Origin of the sequence: Caballeronia sp. AZ10_KS36 (genome assembly GCF_023631105.1) — a bacterium.
GTDB lineage: Bacteria > Pseudomonadota > Gammaproteobacteria > Burkholderiales > Burkholderiaceae > Caballeronia.
This window is the reverse complement of record NZ_JALQDQ010000019.1, coordinates 1-18,427: the sequence shown is the minus strand read 5'-3', so window position 1 is coordinate 18,427 and position 18,427 is coordinate 1. Positions and strand designations below refer to the sequence as shown.

Sequence of the window (18,427 nt, the reverse complement as noted above, 5' to 3'; positions counted from 1 at the left end):
CACGCGTCGCCCCATTCTCGGGAAACGGCATGAAAACCACTCTTCGCCTTGCTCTCGCCACGGCAGCCACGCTCGCCGCGACGCTCGGCCTCGGCTGTTCGGCGCAGGCCGATCAAACCACCGACAAGCTCAAATCGACGCTCGAAACGCGCATGGGCGAAGCGACCATCAAGAGCATCGACAAGACGCCGATTCCGGGGCTCTACGAAGTGAACCTCGGCACGCAAATCGTCTATAGCGACGCGACCGGCAACTACGTGATGATCGGCGATCTCGTCGACACGCGCAGCAGAAAGAATCTGACCGAAGCGCGCCTGGCGGAAACCAACAAGATCGACTTCGCGAAGCTGCCGTTCGAGAACGCGGTGAAGGTCGTCAAAGGCAACGGCAGCCGCAAGATCGCGGTGTTTTCGGATCCGAACTGTCCGTATTGCAAGCAACTGGAGTCGTCGCTGAAGTCCATCGACAACGTGACGGTGTACACGTTCCTGTATCCGGTGCTTTCGCCGGATTCGACCGAGAAGTCGAAGTCGATCTGGTGCTCGAAAGACCGCGCGATGAGCTGGGAAAGCTGGATGCTCGACCGCAAACCGCCGACCACCGCCGGCACATGCGACACCGCCGCGATCGACAAGAACCTGAAGCTCGGCCACGCGATGAACGTCTCCGGCACGCCGACCGTGTTCCTCGCGGACGGCCGCCGTCTGCCGGGCGCGGTGTCTGCCGACCGGCTGGAAAAGGAAATCTCGGCCGCGCATTGAGCACGGCCCCATCTGGCACGAGGAGGCGTGAGGGCGCCTCCTTTCGTTTTACGGCTGGCCGTTGCGCATCCGGCGCAATGAAGCAACGCCCAGAACAAGAACAAGGACGACTATGGCAATGACTCCGCTCCCGCAACCGGTGCGCTACAGCATCGTTCCGAAGAACCCGGCGGCGCATCTGTTCGAAGTGACGCTGACGGTTGCCGCGCCCGATCCGGCTGGACAGCGATTCCTGCTGCCCGTGTGGATTCCCGGCAGCTACATGATTCGCGAATTCGCCCGCAATATCGTGACGCTGCAGGCGTTCAACGCGGCCGGCCGGCGCGTCGCCATCGAAAAGACGGATAAACACGCGTGGCAAGCCGCGCCGGTCGACGGCCCGCTCACGCTGCGCTACGAAGTCTACGCGTGGGACATGTCGGTGCGCGCGGCGCATCTGGACGATACGGTCGGGTTCTTCAACGGCACCAGCGTCTTTCTCGCGGTGGAAGGGCAGTCGAGCGCGCCGTGCGTCGTGGATATTCAGCCGCCGCCCGGCGGCGCGCACCGCAACTGGCGCGTGGCGACGGCGCTCGCCGAATCGCGAGGAACGAAGCGCTACGGCTTCGGCAGCTACGAAGCGGCGAATTACGACGAACTGGTCGACCATCCGGTCACGCTCGGCGAATTTGCGCTCGGCAACTTTACCGCGCACGGCGTGAAGCATGACATCGTGATCGCCGGGCGCGTCGTCGCGCTGGACATGCAACGGCTCGCGGCGGACCTGAAGCGCGTGTGCGAGGCTCAGATCGCGCTCTTCGAACCGCGCACCAAGAAAGCGCCGATGGACCGCTACGTGTTCATGACCGTCGCCGTCAGCGATGGTTACGGCGGGCTGGAGCATCGGGCATCGACGGCGCTCATCTGCAACCGCACCGACCTCCCGGTGCAGGGCCGCCCGGAAATGACGGACGGCTATCGCACGTATCTGGGCTTGTGCAGCCACGAGTACTTCCATACGTGGAACGTGAAGCGCATCAAGCCGGCGGCGTTCGCGCCGTACGATTTGTCGCGGGAAAATTACACGTCGCTGCTTTGGCTTTTCGAGGGCTTCACGTCGTATTACGACGACCTGATGCTCGTGCGCAGCGGTCTCATCAGCGCGGGCGACTATTTCTCGCTGCTCGGCAAGACCATCGGCGGCGTGCTGCGCGGCAGCGGGCGGCTCAAGCAATCGGTCGCGCAGAGTTCGTTCGATGCGTGGGTCAAGTACTATCGCGCCGACGAAAATGCGGCCAACGCCATCGTCAGCTATTACCAGAAGGGATCGCTGGTCGCGCTGGCGTTCGATTTGTCGATCCGCGCGCAGACCGACAACCGCAAGTCGCTCGACGACGTCATGCGGCTGCTCTGGCAACGATACGGCCGCGACTTCTACAACGGCAAGCCGCGCGGCATCCGCGAGGAAGACGTCGAGTCACTGTTCACCGAGGCGACCGGCGCGGATCTGCGCGCGCTCTTTCGCGACGGCGTGCGCGGCACGCGCGATCTGCCGCTCGATGCGCTGCTCGAGCCGTTCGGCATCGCGCTCGCGCCCGACATGCCGACGAACGGCACGGCCGGCAAGCCGTCGCTCGGGGCGCGGGTGCGCGGCGGCCCGGAATGCACGCTCGCGGTCGTCCATGACGGCGGCGCGGCGCAGAAGGCGGGACTGTCGGCAGGCGACGTGCTCGTGGCCATCGACGGCCTGCGCGTCACCGGGTCGAATCTGGACGCGCTGCTGTCGCGCTATCTGCCGGGCGCGAGAATCGAGGTGCACGCGTTCCGCCGGGACGAACTGCGCCGCACCGAGGTCAGGCTCGACGCGCCGGAAGTGTCGCGCTATGTACTGACGGCGATGGACGGCCGCGGTCCGTCGAAGCAGTGGCGCGAACGCTGGCTGAAAGGGTGATCTGAAGCGCGACCGTCGAAGGATTGTTCTACCGATGCAACGATCCTTCACGGCCGCGCCGCTTTTTCCCGAACGTCGAAAACTGAAAAATGCTTCCTAACGCGGGCGCGCTTGCCGTCCGCTCCCCACTCAGGAAGGAAGCCATCATGACGACGATTCTGCAAATCAATTCCGCCGCGCGTTCGCAAGGCGCTCAGTCGACGCTGCTCGCCGACGAACTCACCGCGAAGCTGCAACAAAGCAATCCGGGCGCGAAGGTCGTTGTGCGCAATCTACTCGCCGACAACCTGCCGCACCTCGACGACGCCACGCTAGGCGCGTTCTTCACGCCCGCCGACAAGCGCACGCCCGAGCAGGCCGCCATCGACGCAAAGAGCATTGCGCTGATCGAAGAACTGCAAGCGGCGGATATCGTCGTGATCGCGGCGCCGCTGTACAACTTCGGCATCTCGTCGCAACTGAAGGCGTACTTCGACCAGATCGCGCGGGCCGGCATCACGTTCCGCTACACGGCGAACGGTCCGGAAGGCCTCGTGAAGGGCAAGAAGGTGTTCGTGGTGTCGGCGCGCGGCGGCAAGTACGTCGGCACGCCGCATGACTCGCAGACGCCGTATCTGAAGTCGTTCCTCGGCTTCCTCGGCATGACGGACGTGAACTTCATCTACGCCGAAGGCCTGAACATGGGCGCGGACGTGGCCGGCACGGCGCTGGCGCAAGCGCGCGAGGCGATCGCGGCGCTGTAAGCGACTCGTTCTAGTCGATAAGAAAACCCGCTGCGTCCTCGGATGCAGCGGGTTTTTTCATGCAGGCGGCGTTAGTCGGGCAAACGCCAGTCGATCGGCGCTCGTCCGTGTTCGACGAGATACGCATTCGCCCGCGCGAAATGCCCGCAGCCGAGAAATCCGCGATGCGCGGAAAGCGGCGACGGATGCGGCGCTTCCAGCACGCAATGCGCCTTGCCGGTGCCCTCGATCAACCCGCGCTTGGCTTGTGCGTGCGCGCCCCACAGCATGAACACGAGGCCGTCGTGCCGCAGCGCCATCTCGTGGATGAGCGTGTCGGTGCATTGCTCCCAGCCGCGCTTCGCGTGGCTGCCCGCCTTGTCGCGCTCGACGGTGAGCGACGTGTTCAGAAGCAGCACGCCTTGCTTCGCCCAGGCATCGAGACACCCATGCGACGGCGCCGCGAAGCCGAGACTCGCCTGAATTTCCTTGAAGATGTTGCGCAGCGACGGCGGCGGGCGCACCGGCGCGGGCACCGAAAACGCGAGACCGTGCGCTTGCGGCGCGCCCTTGTCTTCGCCGTGATACGGGTCCTGGCCGAGAATGATCACTTTGACGTCGCCGGGGCGCGTCAGACGCAGTGCGCGAAAAACGTCGGCGGGATAGACGGTCTTGCCGGCGGCGCGCTCCGCATCCACGAACGCGCAGAGCGTCGCGTAGCGCCGGCTTTCGATGAACGGCATCAGATGCCGCCGCCAGTCGGCGGGTAGCGCGTCGAACTGGCTTTCGAGCGTGGTGAACGCGGGCGCGTCCGTCGCGCTGTCCGGCTCCGCAAAGAGGGAAGACTGGCGATTCATGCTTCGGCGTCTTGAATACCGCTTTGCGGCTGCTCGCGCAGCCGGTAGCCGCGCTGCGCCTTGCTCAGATCTTCGGGAACGAGTTCGGGAAACGCGCCGCGCACTTCGGCGGAAAGCGTTTCCAGCGCGTGTTCGTTACCGGACTTCAACTCGAACTCCAGTTCACTGATTTCCGCGCGACGCGTTTCGCCGTCGACGTCCGCCGTCACTTCGCCGAGATCGAGCGCCACTTCGATCTGCGCGCCCTCATGCTCGACGTCCCACACGATGCGCCGGTAGTCCGTGCGAAACAGCGCGACCAGTTCCGGCGCGGCGGCTTCGAGCGCCTCGCGGGCGGCTTCGTCGTCGCAGGCGGCGAGCAGCGCGTCGATTTCGAGCGCCTCGCCTTTCACCGGCATTTCCCATTCGTGGCGGCTGTGCATGCCCGCGCGCGATTCGCCGAGCGTCTTGTAGGTTTGCAGCCATTCGTCCGGCGCGCGGCGCAGGCGCAGCGCGGCCTTGGCCTCGGCGAGCGCGAGCTGAGGCGTATCGAAGTACACGTTGCCCAGATCGAACGGCCTGCCCGCGCCGGCGCGTTCGTCGAAGAAACGCGCCACGTCGTCGTGTTGCGACGGCGGCAGCGCCAGCTTGATTTCGCGTTCGATTCCCACGATGCAGTCCGGTTAGAAGAACATGCGGGCGAGTTCCGCGCCCGGGTCGTCGGCGCGCATGAACGCCTCGCCGACGAGGAAGGTGTTCACGCGCATCGCGCGCAGCCGCTCGACGTCGAGACGCGACAGGATGCCCGATTCCGTCACCACGATACGGTCGTCCGGCATGGATTCGAGCATGCCGATGGTCGTGTCGATCGTCGTCTGGAACGTGCGCAGATTGCGGTTGTTGATGCCGATGAGCGGCGTCTTGAGCGTGAGCGCGTCGCGCAGTTCGTCGGTGTCGTGGACTTCGACGAGGACCGCGAGACCGAGCGAATGCGCATACGCTTCCAGGTCCTGCATCTGCGAGAGTTCCAGTGCTGCTGCGATCAGCAAGATGCAGTCCGCGCCCATCGCGCGAGCTTCGATCACTTGATACGGATCGACGATGAAGTCCTTGCGCAGCACCGGCAGGCTGCACGCGGCGCGCGCCTCTTCCAGATACGCGACGCTGCCTTTGAAGAACTGCACGTCGGTGAGCACGGAGAGGCACGCGGCGCCGCCTTTCTCGTACGAACGCGCGATGTCGGCGGGCACGAAGTCCTCGCGTATCACGCCTTTCGACGGGCTCGCCTTCTTCACTTCGGCGATCACCGCGGCTTGTCCGGCGGCGTGCTTCGCGCGCAATGCGCCGACGAAATCGCGCAGGTCCCGCGCGCTCGCTTCGAGCTTCAGCTCTTCAAGCGGCGCGCTCTGTTCGGCGGCGCGAACTTCCTCGCGCTTGACCGCGATGATGCGATCGAGAATGTCGCTCATGATGGGTTCCGTTATTTCGTGAATTGCTGCGTGAAGCGTACCAAGGCCTCGACCTTCTCGCGCGCCGCACCGCTTTCGATGGCTTCGCGCGCGGCGGTCATGCCGTCGGCGATCGATTCGCACCTGTCGGCGGCGTAGAGCGCCGCGCCCGCGTTCAGTATGACGATCTCGCGCGCGACGCCCGCCTTGTTGTTCAGCGCGCCGAGCAGCATGGCCTTCGACTCCTGCGCGTCCTGCACTTTGAGCGACCGGTTCGAGACCATCTGCAAGCCGAAATCTTCCGGATGAATCTCGTACTCGCGCACTTCGCCGTGCCTCAGTTCGCCGACTTTCGTCGCCGCGCCGAGCGAGACTTCGTCCATGCCGTCCTTGCCGTGCACGACGAGCACGTGTTTCGCGCCGAGCCGCTGCATCACGCGAACCTGAATGCCGACGAGGTCTTCGTGGAACACGCCCTGAAGCTGGTTGGGCGCGCTCGCCGGATTCGTGAGCGGCCCGAGAATATTGAAGATGGTTCGCACGCCGAGTTCGCGCCGCACGGCCGCGATGTTCTTCATGGCCGGATGATGATTCGGCGCGAACATGAAGCCCATGCCGGTTTCGGCAATGGAGGCGGCCACTTGCTCCGGCGTGAGGTCGATGTTGACGCCGAGTGCTTCGAGCACGTCCGCGCTGCCCGACTTGCTCGACACGCCGCGATTGCCGTGCTTGGCCACCTTCGCGCCGGCCGCTGCCGTGACGAACATCGACGCCGTGGAGATGTTGAAAGTATGCGAGCCGTCGCCGCCGGTGCCGACGATATCGACGAAATTGGAGTTGTCCGCCACGTCGACGTGATTGGCGAACTCGCGCATGACGGTCGCCGCCGCCGCGATCTCGCCGATGGTTTCCTTCTTCACGCGCAAGCCGGTGATGATCGCGGCGGCCATCACGGGCGACATCTCGGCGCGCATGATCTGGCGCATGAGATGCAGCATTTCGTCGTGAAAGATTTCGCGATGCTCGATGGTGCGTTGCAGGGCTTCTTGTGCAGTGATCGTCATGGTCTTAAGCCCGCTTGCCGGACGCCGTGTTCTTCACGAAGTTTTCGAGCAGCGCGTGGCCGTGCTCGGAAAGAATGGATTCCGGGTGGAACTGCACGCCTTCCACGGCGAGTTCCTTGTGGCGCACGCCCATGATTTCGCCGTCCGCCGTCCACGCCGACACTTCGAGGCAGTCCGGCAACGACTCGCGCTCGATGGCGAGCGAGTGATAGCGCGTGACGTTGAAGTGCTTCGGCAGATCGGAGAAGACGCCCTTGCAGTCCGTCTCGATCTGGCTCACCTTGCCGTGCATGATGGTCTGCGCGCGCACGACGCGCCCGCCGAATGCCTCGCCGATCGCCTGATGGCCGAGGCAGACGCCGAGAATCGGCAGCTTGCCGGAAAATTCGCGCAGCACGTCGAGCGTGATGCCCGCGTGCTGCGGATTGCTTGGACCCGGCGAGAGACAGATGCGCTCGGGTTGCAGCTCCGCGATCTGGTCGAGCGTGATTTCGTCGTTGCGATACGTGCGCACGTCCTCGCCGAGCTCGCCGAAGTACTGGACCAGGTTATAGGTGAACGAATCGTAGTTGTCGATCATCAGCAGCATGGTCTTGTCTCCTCAGAAGTCGCTGTCGAGGCCGTCTTGCACTTGCTCGGCCGCGCGCAGTACGGCGCGCGCCTTGTTCTCCGTCTCTTGCCATTCCGATTCGGGCACGCTGTCCGCGACGACGCCCGCCGCGGCCTGCACGTATAGATTGCCCTTGTGGATGAGACCCGTGCGAATGGCAATGGCCAGATCCATTTCGCCGCTGAACGACAGATAGCCGACGGCGCCGCCGTACAGCCCGCGCTTGACGGGTTCGAGTTCGTCGATGAGTTCCATCGCGCGGACTTTCGGTGCGCCGGAAAGCGTGCCGGCGGGGAACGTCGCGCGAAGCACGTCGAAGTTATTCATGCCGGGCTTGAGTCGGCCTTCGACCGAGCTCACGATGTGCTGAACGTGCGAGTACTTCTCGATGATCATTTTGTCCGTCACCGCGACCGAGCCCGTCTCGGCGATACGGCCCACGTCGTTACGCGCGAGGTCGATCAACATCACGTGTTCGGCGATTTCCTTCGGATCGTTCAGCAGTTCGGTGGCGAGTTCGGCGTCGCGCTCGGGCGTGTTGCCGCGCGGCCGCGTGCCGGCGAGCGGGCGAATGGTGACGATACGGTCCTCGGCGCGCTTTTCCTGACGCACGAGAATTTCGGGCGATGCGCCGACCACGTGAACGTCGCCGCCGAAGTTGTAGTAGTACATGTACGGCGACGGATTCAGCGACCGCAACGCGCGATACAGCGAAAGCGGATTGTCGCGGAACGGCTTGATCAGACGCTGGCCGACTTGCACCTGCATGAGCTCGCCCGCCGCGATGTACTCCTTCGCGCGACGAACGGCGTTGAGATAGTCCTCTTTCGCGAACTCGCGATACGTCTCCGTGCGCACGCTCGCCGATGTCACTGGCGGCTGGACCGTCGCGCGCAGACGGCCGCGCAACTCGCGCAGACGGTGCTTCGCCTTTGCATACGCTTCGGGCTTCGTCGGGTCTGCATAGACGATGAGATAGAGCTTGCCCGCGAGATTGTCGATGACCGCGACTTCTTCGGTCAGCAGCAACTGGATGTCGGGCAGGTTGAGGTCGTCGCGCGGGGCCGTATCGGCGAGCTTCTTTTCGATGTAGCGAACCGCGTCGTAACCGAAGTATCCTGCGAGACCGCCGCAGAAGCGCGGCAGGCCGGGGCGCATGGCCACTTTGAAGCGTTTCTGGAAACGTTCGATGAACGCGAGCGGATCGCCTTCGTCGGTTTCGGTAACCGTACCGTCGGTGACCACTTGCGACACGCCGTTCTGCACGCGCACCGTCGTGCGGGCCGGCAAGCCGATGAACGAATAACGCCCGAACCGCTCCCCGCCGACAACCGATTCCAGCAGGAAGGAGTTCGCGCCATTGCGCTCGCTCTGGGCGAGCTTGAGGTAGAGCGAGAGCGGCGTTTCGAGGTCGGCGAGGGCTTCGGCGATCAGCGGAATGCGGTTGTAGCCTTCGTTCGCCAGCGATTGGAATTCGAGTTCGGTCATCTTGCTGTCCTTGAGCGACGCGTTCGTTTTGTCAGGGCGCGTCAAAGGGGATGCTTACGGCGCTGCGGGCGGCTCGTTTGCCGGATTGTCGGTCGATGCAGCTTGGCCGCGCGGCACCGAACTAGTTCGATGTCACGTGGGCGGCCTGCGCGTACGGCACATGCCGCGCGCGACGCTAGACGGCGCATGCCGAAGCAAGGCTCGATGTACGAGATGTACGACCAATCAACGGAAACGGCGCGGGGATGCGCAGCGAAACAAAAAACGGCTGCTGAAGCGAGTGAAGCAGAACGCAACGTCACTTCAGCGTACCTCGGGCGAGGTTAGCGCGACCAGCGACGCCAGGGCCAGGCTCCCCGGTCGATGCTGCTCAGACTCCGTTTTCTGTTGAGAAACATGAGAGATGGACTATTCAGTCAGTGTGGTGTTCGGCGGCGCGAGCGTGGCAGCGATTGCCGAAGCGGCCGCGCGCAGCGAGGAAACTATACCATCGGATTTCACCGATTGCACGGCTTTCCCATGGTTGTAACCGTAGGGCACCGTGAGCGTCGCCATGCCGGCGGCGCGGCCCGCGAGCGCGTCGTTTTCGGAATCGCCGACTGCCACCGTCTCGCGCGGCAGCACGTCCAGCCGCTCGCATGCGGTGAGCATCGGCAGCGGATCGGGTTTCTTCAACGGCACGGAATCGCCGCCGAGAATGACCTTGAAGTACTGCGCGATGCCGAAGTGCGACAGCAATTCCACCGCGAAGCGATGCGGCTTGTTCGTGACGCACGCGAGCGCAATGCCGAGTTCGCGCATGGCTTCGAGCCCTGCCTCGACTTCGGGGAAGAGCGTCGAATGCTTGCCGTTGATCTTCGCGTATTCGCTCTGATAGGTGGCGAGGGCGTCGTCGAACTGAGCGGTGGCCTGCGGGTGCGGCAGGCGCGCGCCGAGCACGCTGCGGATCAGGTTTTCCGAACCCTTGCCGATGTAGCCGACGACTTCTTCCCGCGTGGCGGGCTGGTCGATGCCGACGCGCGTGAGCATGCCGTTGAGCGCGGCGACGAAGTCGTCGGCGGTGTCGACCATCGTGCCGTCCAGATCGATGATCGCGGCGCGGATAGGGCGGTTCGTGAATGCCGGCGGGGGCGCGATGACGTCGCTCATTGCTGCGCTCCCGATTTGGCCAGTTCGGCGCGCATGGCGTCGATGACCTGCTTGTAGTCGTGCTTGCCGAAAATGGCCGAGCCCGCGACGAACGTGTCCGCCCCGGCCGCTGCGATTTCCGCGATGTTGTCCACTTTCACGCCGCCGTCGATTTCCAGATGAATCTCGCGGCCCGTGCGCTCGCGGTACGCATCGATGCGCGCCCGCGCTTCGCGCAGCTTGTTGAGTGCTTCCGGAATGAACGACTGCCCGCCGAAGCCCGGATTCACCGACATGATCAGCACGAGATCGAGCCGGTCCATCACGTGATCGAGATAATTCAGCGGCGTTGCGGGATTGAAGACGAGACCCGCCTTGCAGCCGTGGTCGCGAATGAGCGAAAGCGTGCGATCGATGTGGTCGGAACCTTCCGGGTGAAAGCTGATCACGTTCGCGCCGGCTTTCGCGAAATCGGGCACGATGCGATCCACCGGCCGCACCATCAGATGCACGTCGATAGGCACTTCCGTGTGCGGACGAATGGCTTCGCACACCATCGGGCCAATCGTGAGATTCGGCACGTAATGGTTGTCCATCACGTCGAAATGAATCCAGTCGGCTCCCGCGGCGACGACGTTGCGGACTTCCTCGCCGAGCCGCGAGAAGTCGGCGGAAAGGATGCTGGGAGCGATGTGAAATTGCGCCATGGACGTATCCGGTTTGAGGCCGCAGGGACCAGGAGACTCGATTCGCGCGGCCGAGCGTGCAGCCGACGGTCTGAAGCGTGATTCTAACGCGCGTTGTCTTTGGCGTAAGTCGGCCGGACGGCCAGCTTGACGGCGCGGAAAACGCGCGCAAGGCCCCGTCCGTGTTGCGGGCGCGGGCTGCATCAAGCAGAATGCCTGACCAGTAGCGGCGCACCCGCGCGCTGTTTTTGCGCAGCGCAGCGATGAATTGACTTGGAACGACGATGAGCCAGTACGAATTCACCGTGTCCGTCGAGACGCGATATATGCCCGAGCAGTCCGACCCGGACAGCCGCCAATACGCCTTCGCCTACACGTTGACGATCCGCAATACGGGCCACGTGACGGCTCAGTTGATTTCGCGTCACTGGATCATCACGGATAGCGACAACCAGGTCCAGGAAGTGAAGGGACTGGGCGTGGTCGGGCAGCAGCCGCTGCTTGCGCCGGGCGAGCAGTTCGAATATACGAGCTGGGCTGTGATCGCGACGCCGGTGGGCACCATGCGCGGCGAGTATTTTTGCGTGGCGGACGACGGCGAACGCTTCGAAGCGCCTATCGCGGAATTCGCGCTGCACGTGCCGCGCACGCTGCACTGACTGGGCAAGCAGCGGGCAAGCGCAAGTTAGCGGCGTTTGGCCGAGTCGTTCGCGCGGTTCTGGTGTTTCTTTTTGCCTGAAGCCGTCCACGCGACGATGAAAATCAAGAGCCCGAGCGCCACGAGCGCCTCGAGCGCGAAGATCAGCATTGGATATTCGTCGAACAGATCAGACATGGCGGTTCCCATCAAGAACGAGCATTGTATGCGGTTAGCGCCACGCGCCGCGCGAGGAGCGGCCTGGGCCGCGTCGATTGCAACGGCCGTGCTGCTCGCCTCGTGCGGCGGCGGCAGTTACGTGAAGCCGGGGCCGAGCACGGCGGGCGGCACCCCCATCACCACGGGCCAGCGCGCGTCGTCGCGACTGACCGCGGTCAGTTGGCAGCAGGTTCCCGGCTGGCAGGACGATAGCCTGATCGGCGCGACGGCTGCGCTGCGACAAAACTGCAGCCGGCTCGCGCGCCAGCCCGGATGGCAGAAGGCCTGCGCGGCGGCGCAAAGCCTCGACGATCTGGACATGTCGGCGGCGCGCAGTTTCTTCGAAGCGTATTTCACGCCGTTCCAGCTCGCTAATACGGACGGCACCGTCGACGGCCTCGTGACCGGCTATTACGAGCCGTTGCTGCGCGGTTCGCGCACGCGCCATGGGGCGTATCAGTACGCGTTGTACCGCTGGCCGTATCGGTACAAGCCTGGCTCCGCGCTGCCGGCGCGCGCGCAGCTCGAACGCTCCGGCGTGCTGAACGGCAACGAACTCGTGTGGGTCGACGACCCGATCGAAGCGTTCTTCCTGCAAGTGCAGGGGTCGGGGCGCATCGTGATGGAAGACGGCAGCGTCATGCGCGTGGGCTTCGGCGGGACGAACAACCAGCCGTACCGATCCATCGGCAAGGAATTGCTCGATCGCGGCGAACTCACGCCCGCGCAGGCGACGATGCAGGGCATCAAGGCCTGGGCAAAGGCGAACCCGGCGCGCGTCGATGCGCTGCTCGACGTGAATCCGCGCTTCGTGTTCTTTCGCGAGATGCCCGCGAACGACGTGATGAGCGCGAGTCTCGGCGATGGTCCCGTCGGCGCGCTCGGCGTGCCGCTCACACCCGAACGTTCGATTGCTGTCGATCCGTCCGCCATTCCGCTCGGCACGCCCGTGTTCCTGCAAACCACGCGGCCGCTCAGCAACCAGCCGATGAACCGCCTCGTCTTCGCGCAGGACACCGGCACGGCGATCAAGGGCGGCGTGCGCGCCGATTATTTCTGGGGCCTCGGCGACAACGCCGGCGACCTTGCCGGGCGTATGAAGCAGGGCGGCCGGATGTGGCTGCTGATGCCGAACTCCTGAACGCAGGGACGCTTACGCGCTTAACTTGCGCTTGTCGACTACACGCCGCGCCTTGCCGACCGACCGCTCTATGCCATTGACCGCAAGGACGTTCACGACCGCGCTCACGCCGATCAGCGCCTTGATGTCGTAGGCAAGCGCGGTCTTCGCGCTTTCCAGCGCGGCGACATCCTGTGCCGACTCGGGACACGGCTCGCAGTTGAGCGTCAGCACGTCGAGCGGGCCGTCCTTCGTCAGCACGATCTGATAGTGCGGCGCCAGCACCGGACGCTTCAGCAGCAATTCCTCGATCTGCGTCGGGAACACGTTGACGCCGCGCACGATCATCATGTCGTCGGAGCGGCCGGTGATCTTCTCCATGCGGCGCATCGTGCGTGCGGTGCCGGGCAAAAGGCGCGTCAGATCGCGTGTGCGATAGCGGATGATCGGCAACGCTTCCTTCGTGAGCGACGTGAACACAAGCTCGCCGAATTCGCCATCGGGCAGGACTTCGCCCGTTTCGGGATCGATGATCTCTGGATAGAAGTGATCTTCCCAGATCGTCGGGCCGTCCTTGGTCTCGGCGCACTCGGACGCGACGCCCGGTCCCATGACCTCCGACAATCCGTAGATGTCCACGGCATCGATACCCATGCGTTGCTCGATGGCATGGCGCATGTCGTTCGTCCACGGCTCCGCCCCGAAAATGCCGATGCGCAGTGACGAGTTCGACGGATCGAAGCCTTGCCGCTCGAGCTCGTCCGCGATGGACAGCATGTAGCTCGGCGTGACCATGATGATGTCGGGCCGGAAGTCCTGAATGAGTTGCACCTGCTTCTCGGTTTGCCCGCCGCCGAACGGGATCACGGTCAGCCCCGCGCGTTCGGCGCCGTAGTGCGCGCCGAGCCCGCCGGTGAAGAGGCCGTAGCCATAGCTCACGTGCACCTTGTCGCCGCGCCGCGCGCCCGCTGCGCGAATCGAACGCGCGACTAGATCCGCCCACGTGTCGATATCTGCCGCGGTGTAGCCGACGACAGTCGGCTTGCCCGTGGTTCCCGACGACGCGTGAATGCGCGCGACACGCTCTTGCGGCACGGCGAACATGCCGAACGGATAGTTGTCGCGCAAGTCCTTCTTGGTCGTGAACGGAAACCGCGCGAGATCGGCGAGGGATTGCACTTCGTCGGGATGCACGCCCCCTTCGTCGAACTTGCGCCTATAGACCGGCGAGTTCTCGTAGGCGTGCTTGAGCGTCCATTTCAGGCGTTGCAGTTGCAGCGCGACGAGTTCGTCGCGGCTCGCCTTTTCGATCGGATCGAGCGGCAATGCTGTGGTCATCGGTGTCTCCTTCATGCTCGCTGTCTCGGTGCGCTGGACGGCCCGTCAGACGGGAATCACGGTTCCCTTGATTTGTGCCGACTTGCCGCGAAACATCGCCACGGTTTCGCTATCGCGGTTCGTCACGCGGATGTCGTAGATGCCGGCGCGTCCGCTCAATGTCTGTTCGACCGCCTCCGCAGTCAGCCGGTCGCCGCCTTGCACGGGCCGCAAGAACTCAATCGAGCAGCCCGCCGCGACCGTGCTCACGTTGTACGAATTGCACGCGAAAGCGAACGCGGAATCCGCAAGCGTGAAGATGAGACCGCCGTGGCAGATGGCGTGACCGTTGAGAAAGTCCGGACGGACGTTCATCTGCAGGCGCGCGTAGCCGGGGCGCACTTCGATCAACTCGATGCCGAGCGCGCGCGAGCAAGCGTCCGCTTCGTACATGGCCTTGGCGGTGGCTTCCGCAAGCTGTTGAGGCGTCACAGGTCTCTCCGGTAATGGTCTTACAGGCCCTCGAAGCGCGGCGCGCGCTTCTCCTTGAACGCAGCGACGCCTTCGACATAGTCGGGCGATGCGCCGAGTTCGCGCTGAATGTCGCGTTCGAGATGGAGCTGGGCGTCGAACGTGTTGTTCGCGCTCGCACGCATCAGTTGTTTGATTGCGGCCACTGCGCGCGCCGGCTGTTGCGCGAGTTGCGCCGCCAGTTGCGCGGCTGCCTGCTGCAATTCACCGTCTTCGACGACCCGCCACACGATGCCCCAGGTTTCCGCCTTATCCGCGCTCAATTTCTCGCCGGTGAGCGCGAGGGCGAGGGCCCGCGCTTCGCCGACGCGGCGCGGCAGCAGCCACGTCCCGCCCGAATCGGGAACGAGGCCGATCTTCACGAATGCCTGGATGAAGCTCGCCGAGCGCGCGGCGATGACGATGTCGCACGCCATCGCCAGATTCGCTCCCGCGCCGGCGGCCGTGCCGTTGACGGCTGCGATGACGGGAAGCGGCATCGTCTGCAGGCGACGCACGAGCGGATTGAAGTGCGCGTCGATCAGCTCGCCGAGATCGGACATCGAACCGGGCGTGAAGTCGAGGTCGGCCAAGTCCTGCCCCGCACAGAAGCCGCGCCCCGCGCCCGTGATGACGACCGCGCGCGCGTTGCTGGCCTCGATCTCCGTGAGCGCGTGGCTGAGATGGCCGTGCATCTCGCGCGTGAAACTGTTCAGCTTGTCCGGGCGGTTCAGCGTAATGGTCGCGACGCGCGTATCGCCGTCGATGTGGTACAGGACAGACTTCTCTGACATGGCATCTCCTTGGGCACGTGCCGGCTGCGTTGCTCACTCACCCGCCGATACTAGACGTGCTGCACGCCGCTTTCCATTCGGCCGAACGGCATAAGCCGATTGCACGGTTTCGCGGCTTGTCGTTTTCGCCTATGCCGTTTGGTCAGCTTCCGCGGGCGTTGCTTTCGGCGCAACATGGACCCGACTCTGGACAACGCGGAAGCGATTCGCGACGAAGGCGGCATCCGCGAGCGCAGCGTTGGCGGCCGGGTTCGCGCCGGTGCCGTGGAAGTCCGAAAACGCGGTCGACTGATTGACGAACACGCCACCGGTCAGATTGATTGAAAGCGCGACGCCCCCGCGTATCGCGGCCTCATGCGCGGAGTGAATAACGGCGTCGTCGGTGCTGTAGACGGACAACGTGAGCGCGCCGTGCTCCTGAGCGATCGAGCCGGCGAGGTCGAGGGAGTGCGCGGTCGAATCCGTTGCGATGACGAACGAGATGGGCCCGAACCATTCGTTGGTGAACTTCGCTTGGTCGGAGCGCGCGTCCATCTTTAGCACGAGAGGCGTATGAATGCGTGCGTCGGGGAAAACCGGATGGGCGAGTATCTGGCTATCGAGCAGCACCTCGCCAATTCCACGCGCCTCGGCAATGCGCGCGACGACGCCTTCGTTCTGGATTGCGCCGATCAGTTCGACGGCGCGCGCCGGATCGGAGGTCAGCTTCTCGACCGCGCTGGCGAGCGACTTCGCGACATCGTCGAAGCTCAGGTGACCGTCGGCGGTACGGATGCCGTCGCGCGGCACATAGATGTTTTGCGGCGCGGTGCACATTTGGCCGGAGTAAAGCGCGAGCGAGAACGCGATATTGCGGGCGGCGGCTTTCATGTCGTCGACGGAATCGATGACGATCTGATTGACGCCCGCCTTCTCGGTGTAGACCTGAGCCTGATGCGCATTGCGCTCGAGCCAGGTGCCGTTTTGCGTGCTACCGGTGAAGTCGATGAGCTTGATCTCGGGGCGAACCGCGAGCTGCTGAACGAGTGCGCCATCGTCCGGTTCAGTTGCGAGCAGCGTGACGATGTTGGGATCGAAGCCCGCTTCGCGAAGCACCTCGCGGGCGATTCGGACGGTGATTGCCAGCGGCAGGATCGCACCGGGGTGTGGTTTGACGATAACGGCGTTGCCGGTGGCGAGATCCGCGAAGAGGCCGGGGTATCCATTCCACGTCGGGAAGGTGCAGCAGCCGAGCACGAGCCCCGTGCCGCGAGGCACGACGGTGTAACGCTTCTGCATGGCGAGCGGCGGATTCTTGCCCTGCGGCTTTTCCCAGTGCGCTTCGGCAGGAATCCGGCGCAACTGGTCCCAGGCGTAGACCACGGCCTCGAGCGCGCGGTCCTGCGCGTGCGGGCCGCCTGCTTGGAAGGCCATCATGAAAGCCTGTCCGGTGGTGTGCATCACGCTGTAGCCGATCTCGAAGCTCGCGCGATTCAGACGTGACAGGATCTCGAGGCTCACGCCGACCCAAGCCTGCGGCCCGGCGGCGCGCCATTCGGCTTGCGCTTTCGCAGCGGCGTGAATGAGCGCGTCCGGGTCCGCCTTCGGATAGCGAATATCGAGCGCGATGCCGAAAGGCGATTGCTCTTTGCCGACGGTTTCGCCCGTCGACGGTTGGTCCAGCTCGAACGTCTTGCCGAGGTGCGCCTTGAACGTCGCTTCTCCGTCCGCGTTGGCGGTTTCCCCGTACACTTTGGGACTGGGCATTTCGGCGAACGGGCTCCAGTAGCCGCGGGTTTCGATGGCGGCGAGAGCTTTGTCGAGCATCGCCTCATGCTTAGTGAATAGCGGATGTGTCATGGTCGCGAGAACGGAAGTGAAGGACGTCGCGGCCGGATTAATTGACCGACCGGTTGGTTGGTGATGTTAGCATTATCGAGATGACGGAGAAGAGGTCTTTTCATTAGGGCTTACCTGAGGATCGCTAGGAGGAGCGCATGACTTACGAGAATCTGCTGGTCGAGACACGCGGGCGGGTAGGACTGGTTACGCTGAATCGTCCGAAGGCGCTGAACGCGCTGAACGACGCGTTAATGGATGAACTCGGCGCGGCCCTGAAGGCGTTCGATGCGGACGACGACATCGGCGCGATCGTGCTGACCGGCAGTGAGAAGGCTTTTGCGGCGGGCGCGGACATCGGCATGATGGCCAAGTATTCCTATATGGACGTCTTCAAAGGCGACTACATCACGCGAAACTGGGAGACGATCCGGTCCATTCGAAAGCCGGTCATCGCGGCGGTGGCCGGGTTCGCGCTCGGCGGCGGCTGCGAGTTGGCCATGATGTGCGACATCGTCATCGCGGCGGACACGGCGAAGTTCGGTCAGCCTGAAATAAAGCTCGGGGTGATTCCGGGAGCGGGTGGCACCCAGCGGTTGCCGCGTGCCGTGTCAAAGGCAAAAGCGATGGACATGTGCCTTACGGCGCGAATGATGGATGCCGCCGAAGCCGAGCGTGCGGGACTGGTGTCACGCGTGGTCGGGGCGGAGCGTCTGCTCGACGAGGCTGTCGAGGCTGCCACCGTCATCGCCGGCTTCTCGTTGCCCGCGGTGATGATGGCCAAGGAGTCGGTGAACCGCGCCTACGAGACGACGCTCGCCGAAGGCGTCCACTTCGAGCGGCGTTTGTTTCATTCGCTGTTCGCGACCGAGGATCAGAAGGAGGGAATGGCGGCGTTTGTCGAGAAGCGCAAACCGGCGTTCAAACATCGATAATTTCTTGCGCGGGACCCTTGCGTATTGCCGTCCCGGTCACTAGAATTCCGTTCCTTCGCGATTCAACGAACGCGAAGGAAGCGGGAAAGGTGGTGTCGTGGTGGGCTTGGAAGATAAGAAGTGTTCCAAGCGCGGTTGACGAGTGAAATGCTTCAAAAACTTGTTGACACTGACCGAAACGACGTACATAATCTCGTTTCTCTGCTGCTGATGCAGCGACGCAAGACGAAGCGGTGCTGAGCGAGGTTCTCGGTGCGGTAAAGTTGAAAGTCTTGGCGGATTGCTCTTTAAAAACTAACAGCCGATAAGTGTGGGCGCTTGATGGTGAGTGCGGCCGGTTCTTCGGAGCCGGGCAAGCGAAAGTATCAAGAGTCTCACACGAAGTATCAGAGGAAGGTTTATCT

Annotated in this window: 20 protein-coding genes; 6 read left to right on the top strand and 14 right to left on the bottom strand. The window is 63.9% G+C overall.

Annotation, left to right across the window (positions count from 1 at the left end):
- The first annotated feature begins 29 nt into the window (after positions 1–29).
- The 3 genes from NCR35_RS13510 to NCR35_RS13500 all read left to right on the top strand — a co-directional run bounded on the left by NCR35_RS13510 (position 30) and on the right by NCR35_RS13500 (position 3,434).
- On the top strand, positions 30–761 hold the full coding sequence (locus NCR35_RS13510) for a DsbC family protein (RefSeq protein WP_244847311.1): 732 nt from the start codon (positions 30–32) through the stop codon (positions 759–761).
- 118 nt (positions 762–879) lie between these two features.
- The gene (locus NCR35_RS13505) at positions 880–2,691 is read left to right on the top strand and encodes a M61 family metallopeptidase (protein ID WP_250534741.1); all 1,812 of its coding nucleotides are present in this window, start codon (positions 880–882) and stop codon (positions 2,689–2,691) included.
- A 146-nt stretch (positions 2,692–2,837) separates the two neighbouring features.
- The gene (locus NCR35_RS13500) at positions 2,838–3,434 is read left to right on the top strand and encodes an FMN-dependent NADH-azoreductase (protein ID WP_244847310.1); all 597 of its coding nucleotides are present in this window, start codon (positions 2,838–2,840) and stop codon (positions 3,432–3,434) included.
- Between the two features lie 71 nt (positions 3,435–3,505).
- On the opposite strand, the gene NCR35_RS13495 is transcribed toward NCR35_RS13500, so the two are convergent.
- The 8 genes from NCR35_RS13495 to rpe form a co-directional block, all read right to left on the bottom strand.
- Positions 3,506–4,270 carry a uracil-DNA glycosylase gene (locus NCR35_RS13495; RefSeq protein ID WP_250534740.1) on the bottom strand — a complete coding sequence of 255 codons (765 nt, stop codon included), beginning with the start codon at positions 4,268–4,270 and terminating at the stop codon, positions 3,506–3,508.
- Positions 4,267–4,920: a CYTH domain-containing protein gene (locus NCR35_RS13490; RefSeq protein WP_250534739.1), complete on the bottom strand. Its 654-nt coding sequence runs from the start codon at positions 4,918–4,920 to the stop codon at positions 4,267–4,269. Before NCR35_RS13490 ends, NCR35_RS13495 begins: the two co-directional genes overlap by 4 nt.
- 12 nt (positions 4,921–4,932) lie before the next feature.
- Positions 4,933–5,718 carry an indole-3-glycerol phosphate synthase TrpC gene (gene trpC / locus NCR35_RS13485; protein WP_244847308.1) on the bottom strand — a complete coding sequence of 262 codons (786 nt, stop codon included), beginning with the start codon at positions 5,716–5,718 and terminating at the stop codon, positions 4,933–4,935.
- Between the two features lie 11 nt (positions 5,719–5,729).
- Positions 5,730–6,761, bottom strand: a complete 1,032-nt coding sequence (gene trpD / locus NCR35_RS13480) for an anthranilate phosphoribosyltransferase (RefSeq protein WP_244847307.1) — start codon at positions 6,759–6,761, stop codon at positions 5,730–5,732.
- A 4-nt stretch (positions 6,762–6,765) separates the two neighbouring features.
- Entirely contained in the window at positions 6,766–7,350 is a 585-nt protein-coding gene (locus NCR35_RS13475; protein ID WP_159837057.1) for an aminodeoxychorismate/anthranilate synthase component II, read from the bottom strand.
- A gap of 12 nt (positions 7,351–7,362) precedes the next feature.
- Positions 7,363–8,859: an anthranilate synthase component I gene (gene trpE, locus NCR35_RS13470; RefSeq protein WP_244847305.1), complete on the bottom strand. Its 1,497-nt coding sequence runs from the start codon at positions 8,857–8,859 to the stop codon at positions 7,363–7,365.
- Between the two features lie 408 nt (positions 8,860–9,267).
- Positions 9,268–10,008, bottom strand: coding sequence for a phosphoglycolate phosphatase (gph, locus tag NCR35_RS13465; protein WP_175946639.1), 741 nt, complete (start codon positions 10,006–10,008; stop codon positions 9,268–9,270).
- Positions 10,005–10,694: a ribulose-phosphate 3-epimerase gene (gene rpe, locus NCR35_RS13460; protein WP_206467084.1), complete on the bottom strand. Its 690-nt coding sequence runs from the start codon at positions 10,692–10,694 to the stop codon at positions 10,005–10,007. The genes gph and rpe overlap by 4 nt, the downstream gene beginning before the upstream one ends.
- Positions 10,695–10,957: 263 nt before the next feature.
- Between rpe and apaG the strand changes: the two genes are divergently transcribed.
- Positions 10,958–11,332: a Co2+/Mg2+ efflux facilitator ApaG/CorD gene (apaG, locus tag NCR35_RS13455; RefSeq protein WP_250473135.1), complete on the top strand. Its 375-nt coding sequence runs from the start codon at positions 10,958–10,960 to the stop codon at positions 11,330–11,332.
- A gap of 26 nt (positions 11,333–11,358) precedes the next feature.
- Here the strand turns inward: apaG and NCR35_RS30080 are convergent, their stop codons facing one another.
- A complete protein-coding gene (locus NCR35_RS30080; RefSeq protein ID WP_502800073.1) occupies positions 11,359–11,508 on the bottom strand; it encodes a hypothetical protein in 150 nt (49 codons plus the stop codon).
- Here NCR35_RS30080 and mltA point away from each other — a divergent pair.
- Positions 11,507–12,670 carry a murein transglycosylase A gene (gene mltA / locus NCR35_RS13450; RefSeq protein ID WP_502801672.1) on the top strand — a complete coding sequence of 388 codons (1,164 nt, stop codon included), beginning with the start codon at positions 11,507–11,509 and terminating at the stop codon, positions 12,668–12,670. The two genes, NCR35_RS30080 and mltA, sit on opposite strands and share 2 nt — an antisense overlap.
- Positions 12,671–12,682: 12 nt before the next feature.
- On the opposite strand, the gene paaK is transcribed toward mltA, so the two are convergent.
- From paaK to paaN, 4 genes are all read right to left on the bottom strand, one after another.
- On the bottom strand, positions 12,683–13,987 hold the full coding sequence (gene paaK, locus NCR35_RS13445) for a phenylacetate--CoA ligase PaaK (RefSeq protein WP_250534737.1): 1,305 nt from the start codon (positions 13,985–13,987) through the stop codon (positions 12,683–12,685).
- A gap of 45 nt (positions 13,988–14,032) precedes the next feature.
- Positions 14,033–14,419, bottom strand: coding sequence for a hydroxyphenylacetyl-CoA thioesterase PaaI (paaI, locus tag NCR35_RS13440; protein ID WP_241269903.1), 387 nt, complete (start codon positions 14,417–14,419; stop codon positions 14,033–14,035).
- A gap of 59 nt (positions 14,420–14,478) precedes the next feature.
- Complete coding sequence (gene paaG, locus NCR35_RS13435) at positions 14,479–15,270, bottom strand: 2-(1,2-epoxy-1,2-dihydrophenyl)acetyl-CoA isomerase PaaG (protein ID WP_250534736.1); 792 nt, start codon at positions 15,268–15,270, stop codon at positions 14,479–14,481.
- A gap of 129 nt (positions 15,271–15,399) precedes the next feature.
- The gene (gene paaN / locus NCR35_RS13430; protein WP_250534735.1) at positions 15,400–17,109 is read right to left on the bottom strand and encodes a phenylacetic acid degradation protein PaaN; all 1,710 of its coding nucleotides are present in this window, start codon (positions 17,107–17,109) and stop codon (positions 15,400–15,402) included.
- Between the two features lie 137 nt (positions 17,110–17,246).
- Between paaN and NCR35_RS13425 the strand changes: the two genes are divergently transcribed.
- The gene (locus NCR35_RS13425) at positions 17,247–18,023 is read left to right on the top strand and encodes an enoyl-CoA hydratase (RefSeq protein WP_250534734.1); all 777 of its coding nucleotides are present in this window, start codon (positions 17,247–17,249) and stop codon (positions 18,021–18,023) included.
- Here the strand turns inward: NCR35_RS13425 and NCR35_RS13420 are convergent.
- Positions 18,010–18,427 (bottom strand): hypothetical protein (locus NCR35_RS13420; protein WP_250534733.1); only part of this gene is annotated, 418 nt, incomplete at its 5' end. The genes NCR35_RS13425 and NCR35_RS13420 overlap by 14 nt on opposite strands.

What these genes read in the sequence shown, in the direction of transcription:
- NCR35_RS13510 (WP_244847311.1), top strand. Translation starts at nt 30, where the DNA reads ATGAAAACCACTCTTCGCCTTGCTCTCGCCACGGCAGCCACGCTCGCC.
- NCR35_RS13505 (WP_250534741.1), top strand. Translation starts at nt 880, where the DNA reads ATGACTCCGCTCCCGCAACCGGTGCGCTACAGCATCGTTCCGAAGAAC.
- NCR35_RS13500 (WP_244847310.1), top strand. Translation starts at nt 2,838, where the DNA reads ATGACGACGATTCTGCAAATCAATTCCGCCGCGCGTTCGCAAGGCGCT.
- NCR35_RS13495 (WP_250534740.1), bottom strand. Translation starts at nt 4,270, where the DNA reads ATGAATCGCCAGTCTTCCCTCTTTGCGGAGCCGGACAGCGCGACGGAC.
- trpC (WP_244847308.1), bottom strand. Translation starts at nt 5,718, where the DNA reads ATGAGCGACATTCTCGATCGCATCATCGCGGTCAAGCGCGAGGAAGTT.
- trpD (WP_244847307.1), bottom strand. Translation starts at nt 6,761, where the DNA reads ATGACGATCACTGCACAAGAAGCCCTGCAACGCACCATCGAGCATCGC.
- NCR35_RS13475 (WP_159837057.1), bottom strand. Translation starts at nt 7,350, where the DNA reads ATGCTGCTGATGATCGACAACTACGATTCGTTCACCTATAACCTGGTC.
- trpE (WP_244847305.1), bottom strand. Translation starts at nt 8,859, where the DNA reads ATGACCGAACTCGAATTCCAATCGCTGGCGAACGAAGGCTACAACCGC.
- gph (WP_175946639.1), bottom strand. Translation starts at nt 10,008, where the DNA reads ATGAGCGACGTCATCGCGCCCCCGCCGGCATTCACGAACCGCCCTATC.
- rpe (WP_206467084.1), bottom strand. Translation starts at nt 10,694, where the DNA reads ATGGCGCAATTTCACATCGCTCCCAGCATCCTTTCCGCCGACTTCTCG.
- apaG (WP_250473135.1), top strand. Translation starts at nt 10,958, where the DNA reads ATGAGCCAGTACGAATTCACCGTGTCCGTCGAGACGCGATATATGCCC.
- mltA (WP_502801672.1), top strand. Translation starts at nt 11,507, where the DNA reads ATGGCGGTTCCCATCAAGAACGAGCATTGTATGCGGTTAGCGCCACGC.
- NCR35_RS30080 (WP_502800073.1), bottom strand. Translation starts at nt 11,508, where the DNA reads ATGTCTGATCTGTTCGACGAATATCCAATGCTGATCTTCGCGCTCGAG.
- paaK (WP_250534737.1), bottom strand. Translation starts at nt 13,987, where the DNA reads ATGACCACAGCATTGCCGCTCGATCCGATCGAAAAGGCGAGCCGCGAC.
- paaI (WP_241269903.1), bottom strand. Translation starts at nt 14,419, where the DNA reads ATGTACGAAGCGGACGCTTGCTCGCGCGCGCTCGGCATCGAGTTGATC.
- paaG (WP_250534736.1), bottom strand. Translation starts at nt 15,270, where the DNA reads ATGTCAGAGAAGTCTGTCCTGTACCACATCGACGGCGATACGCGCGTC.
- paaN (WP_250534735.1), bottom strand. Translation starts at nt 17,109, where the DNA reads ATGACACATCCGCTATTCACTAAGCATGAGGCGATGCTCGACAAAGCT.
- NCR35_RS13425 (WP_250534734.1), top strand. Translation starts at nt 17,247, where the DNA reads ATGACTTACGAGAATCTGCTGGTCGAGACACGCGGGCGGGTAGGACTG.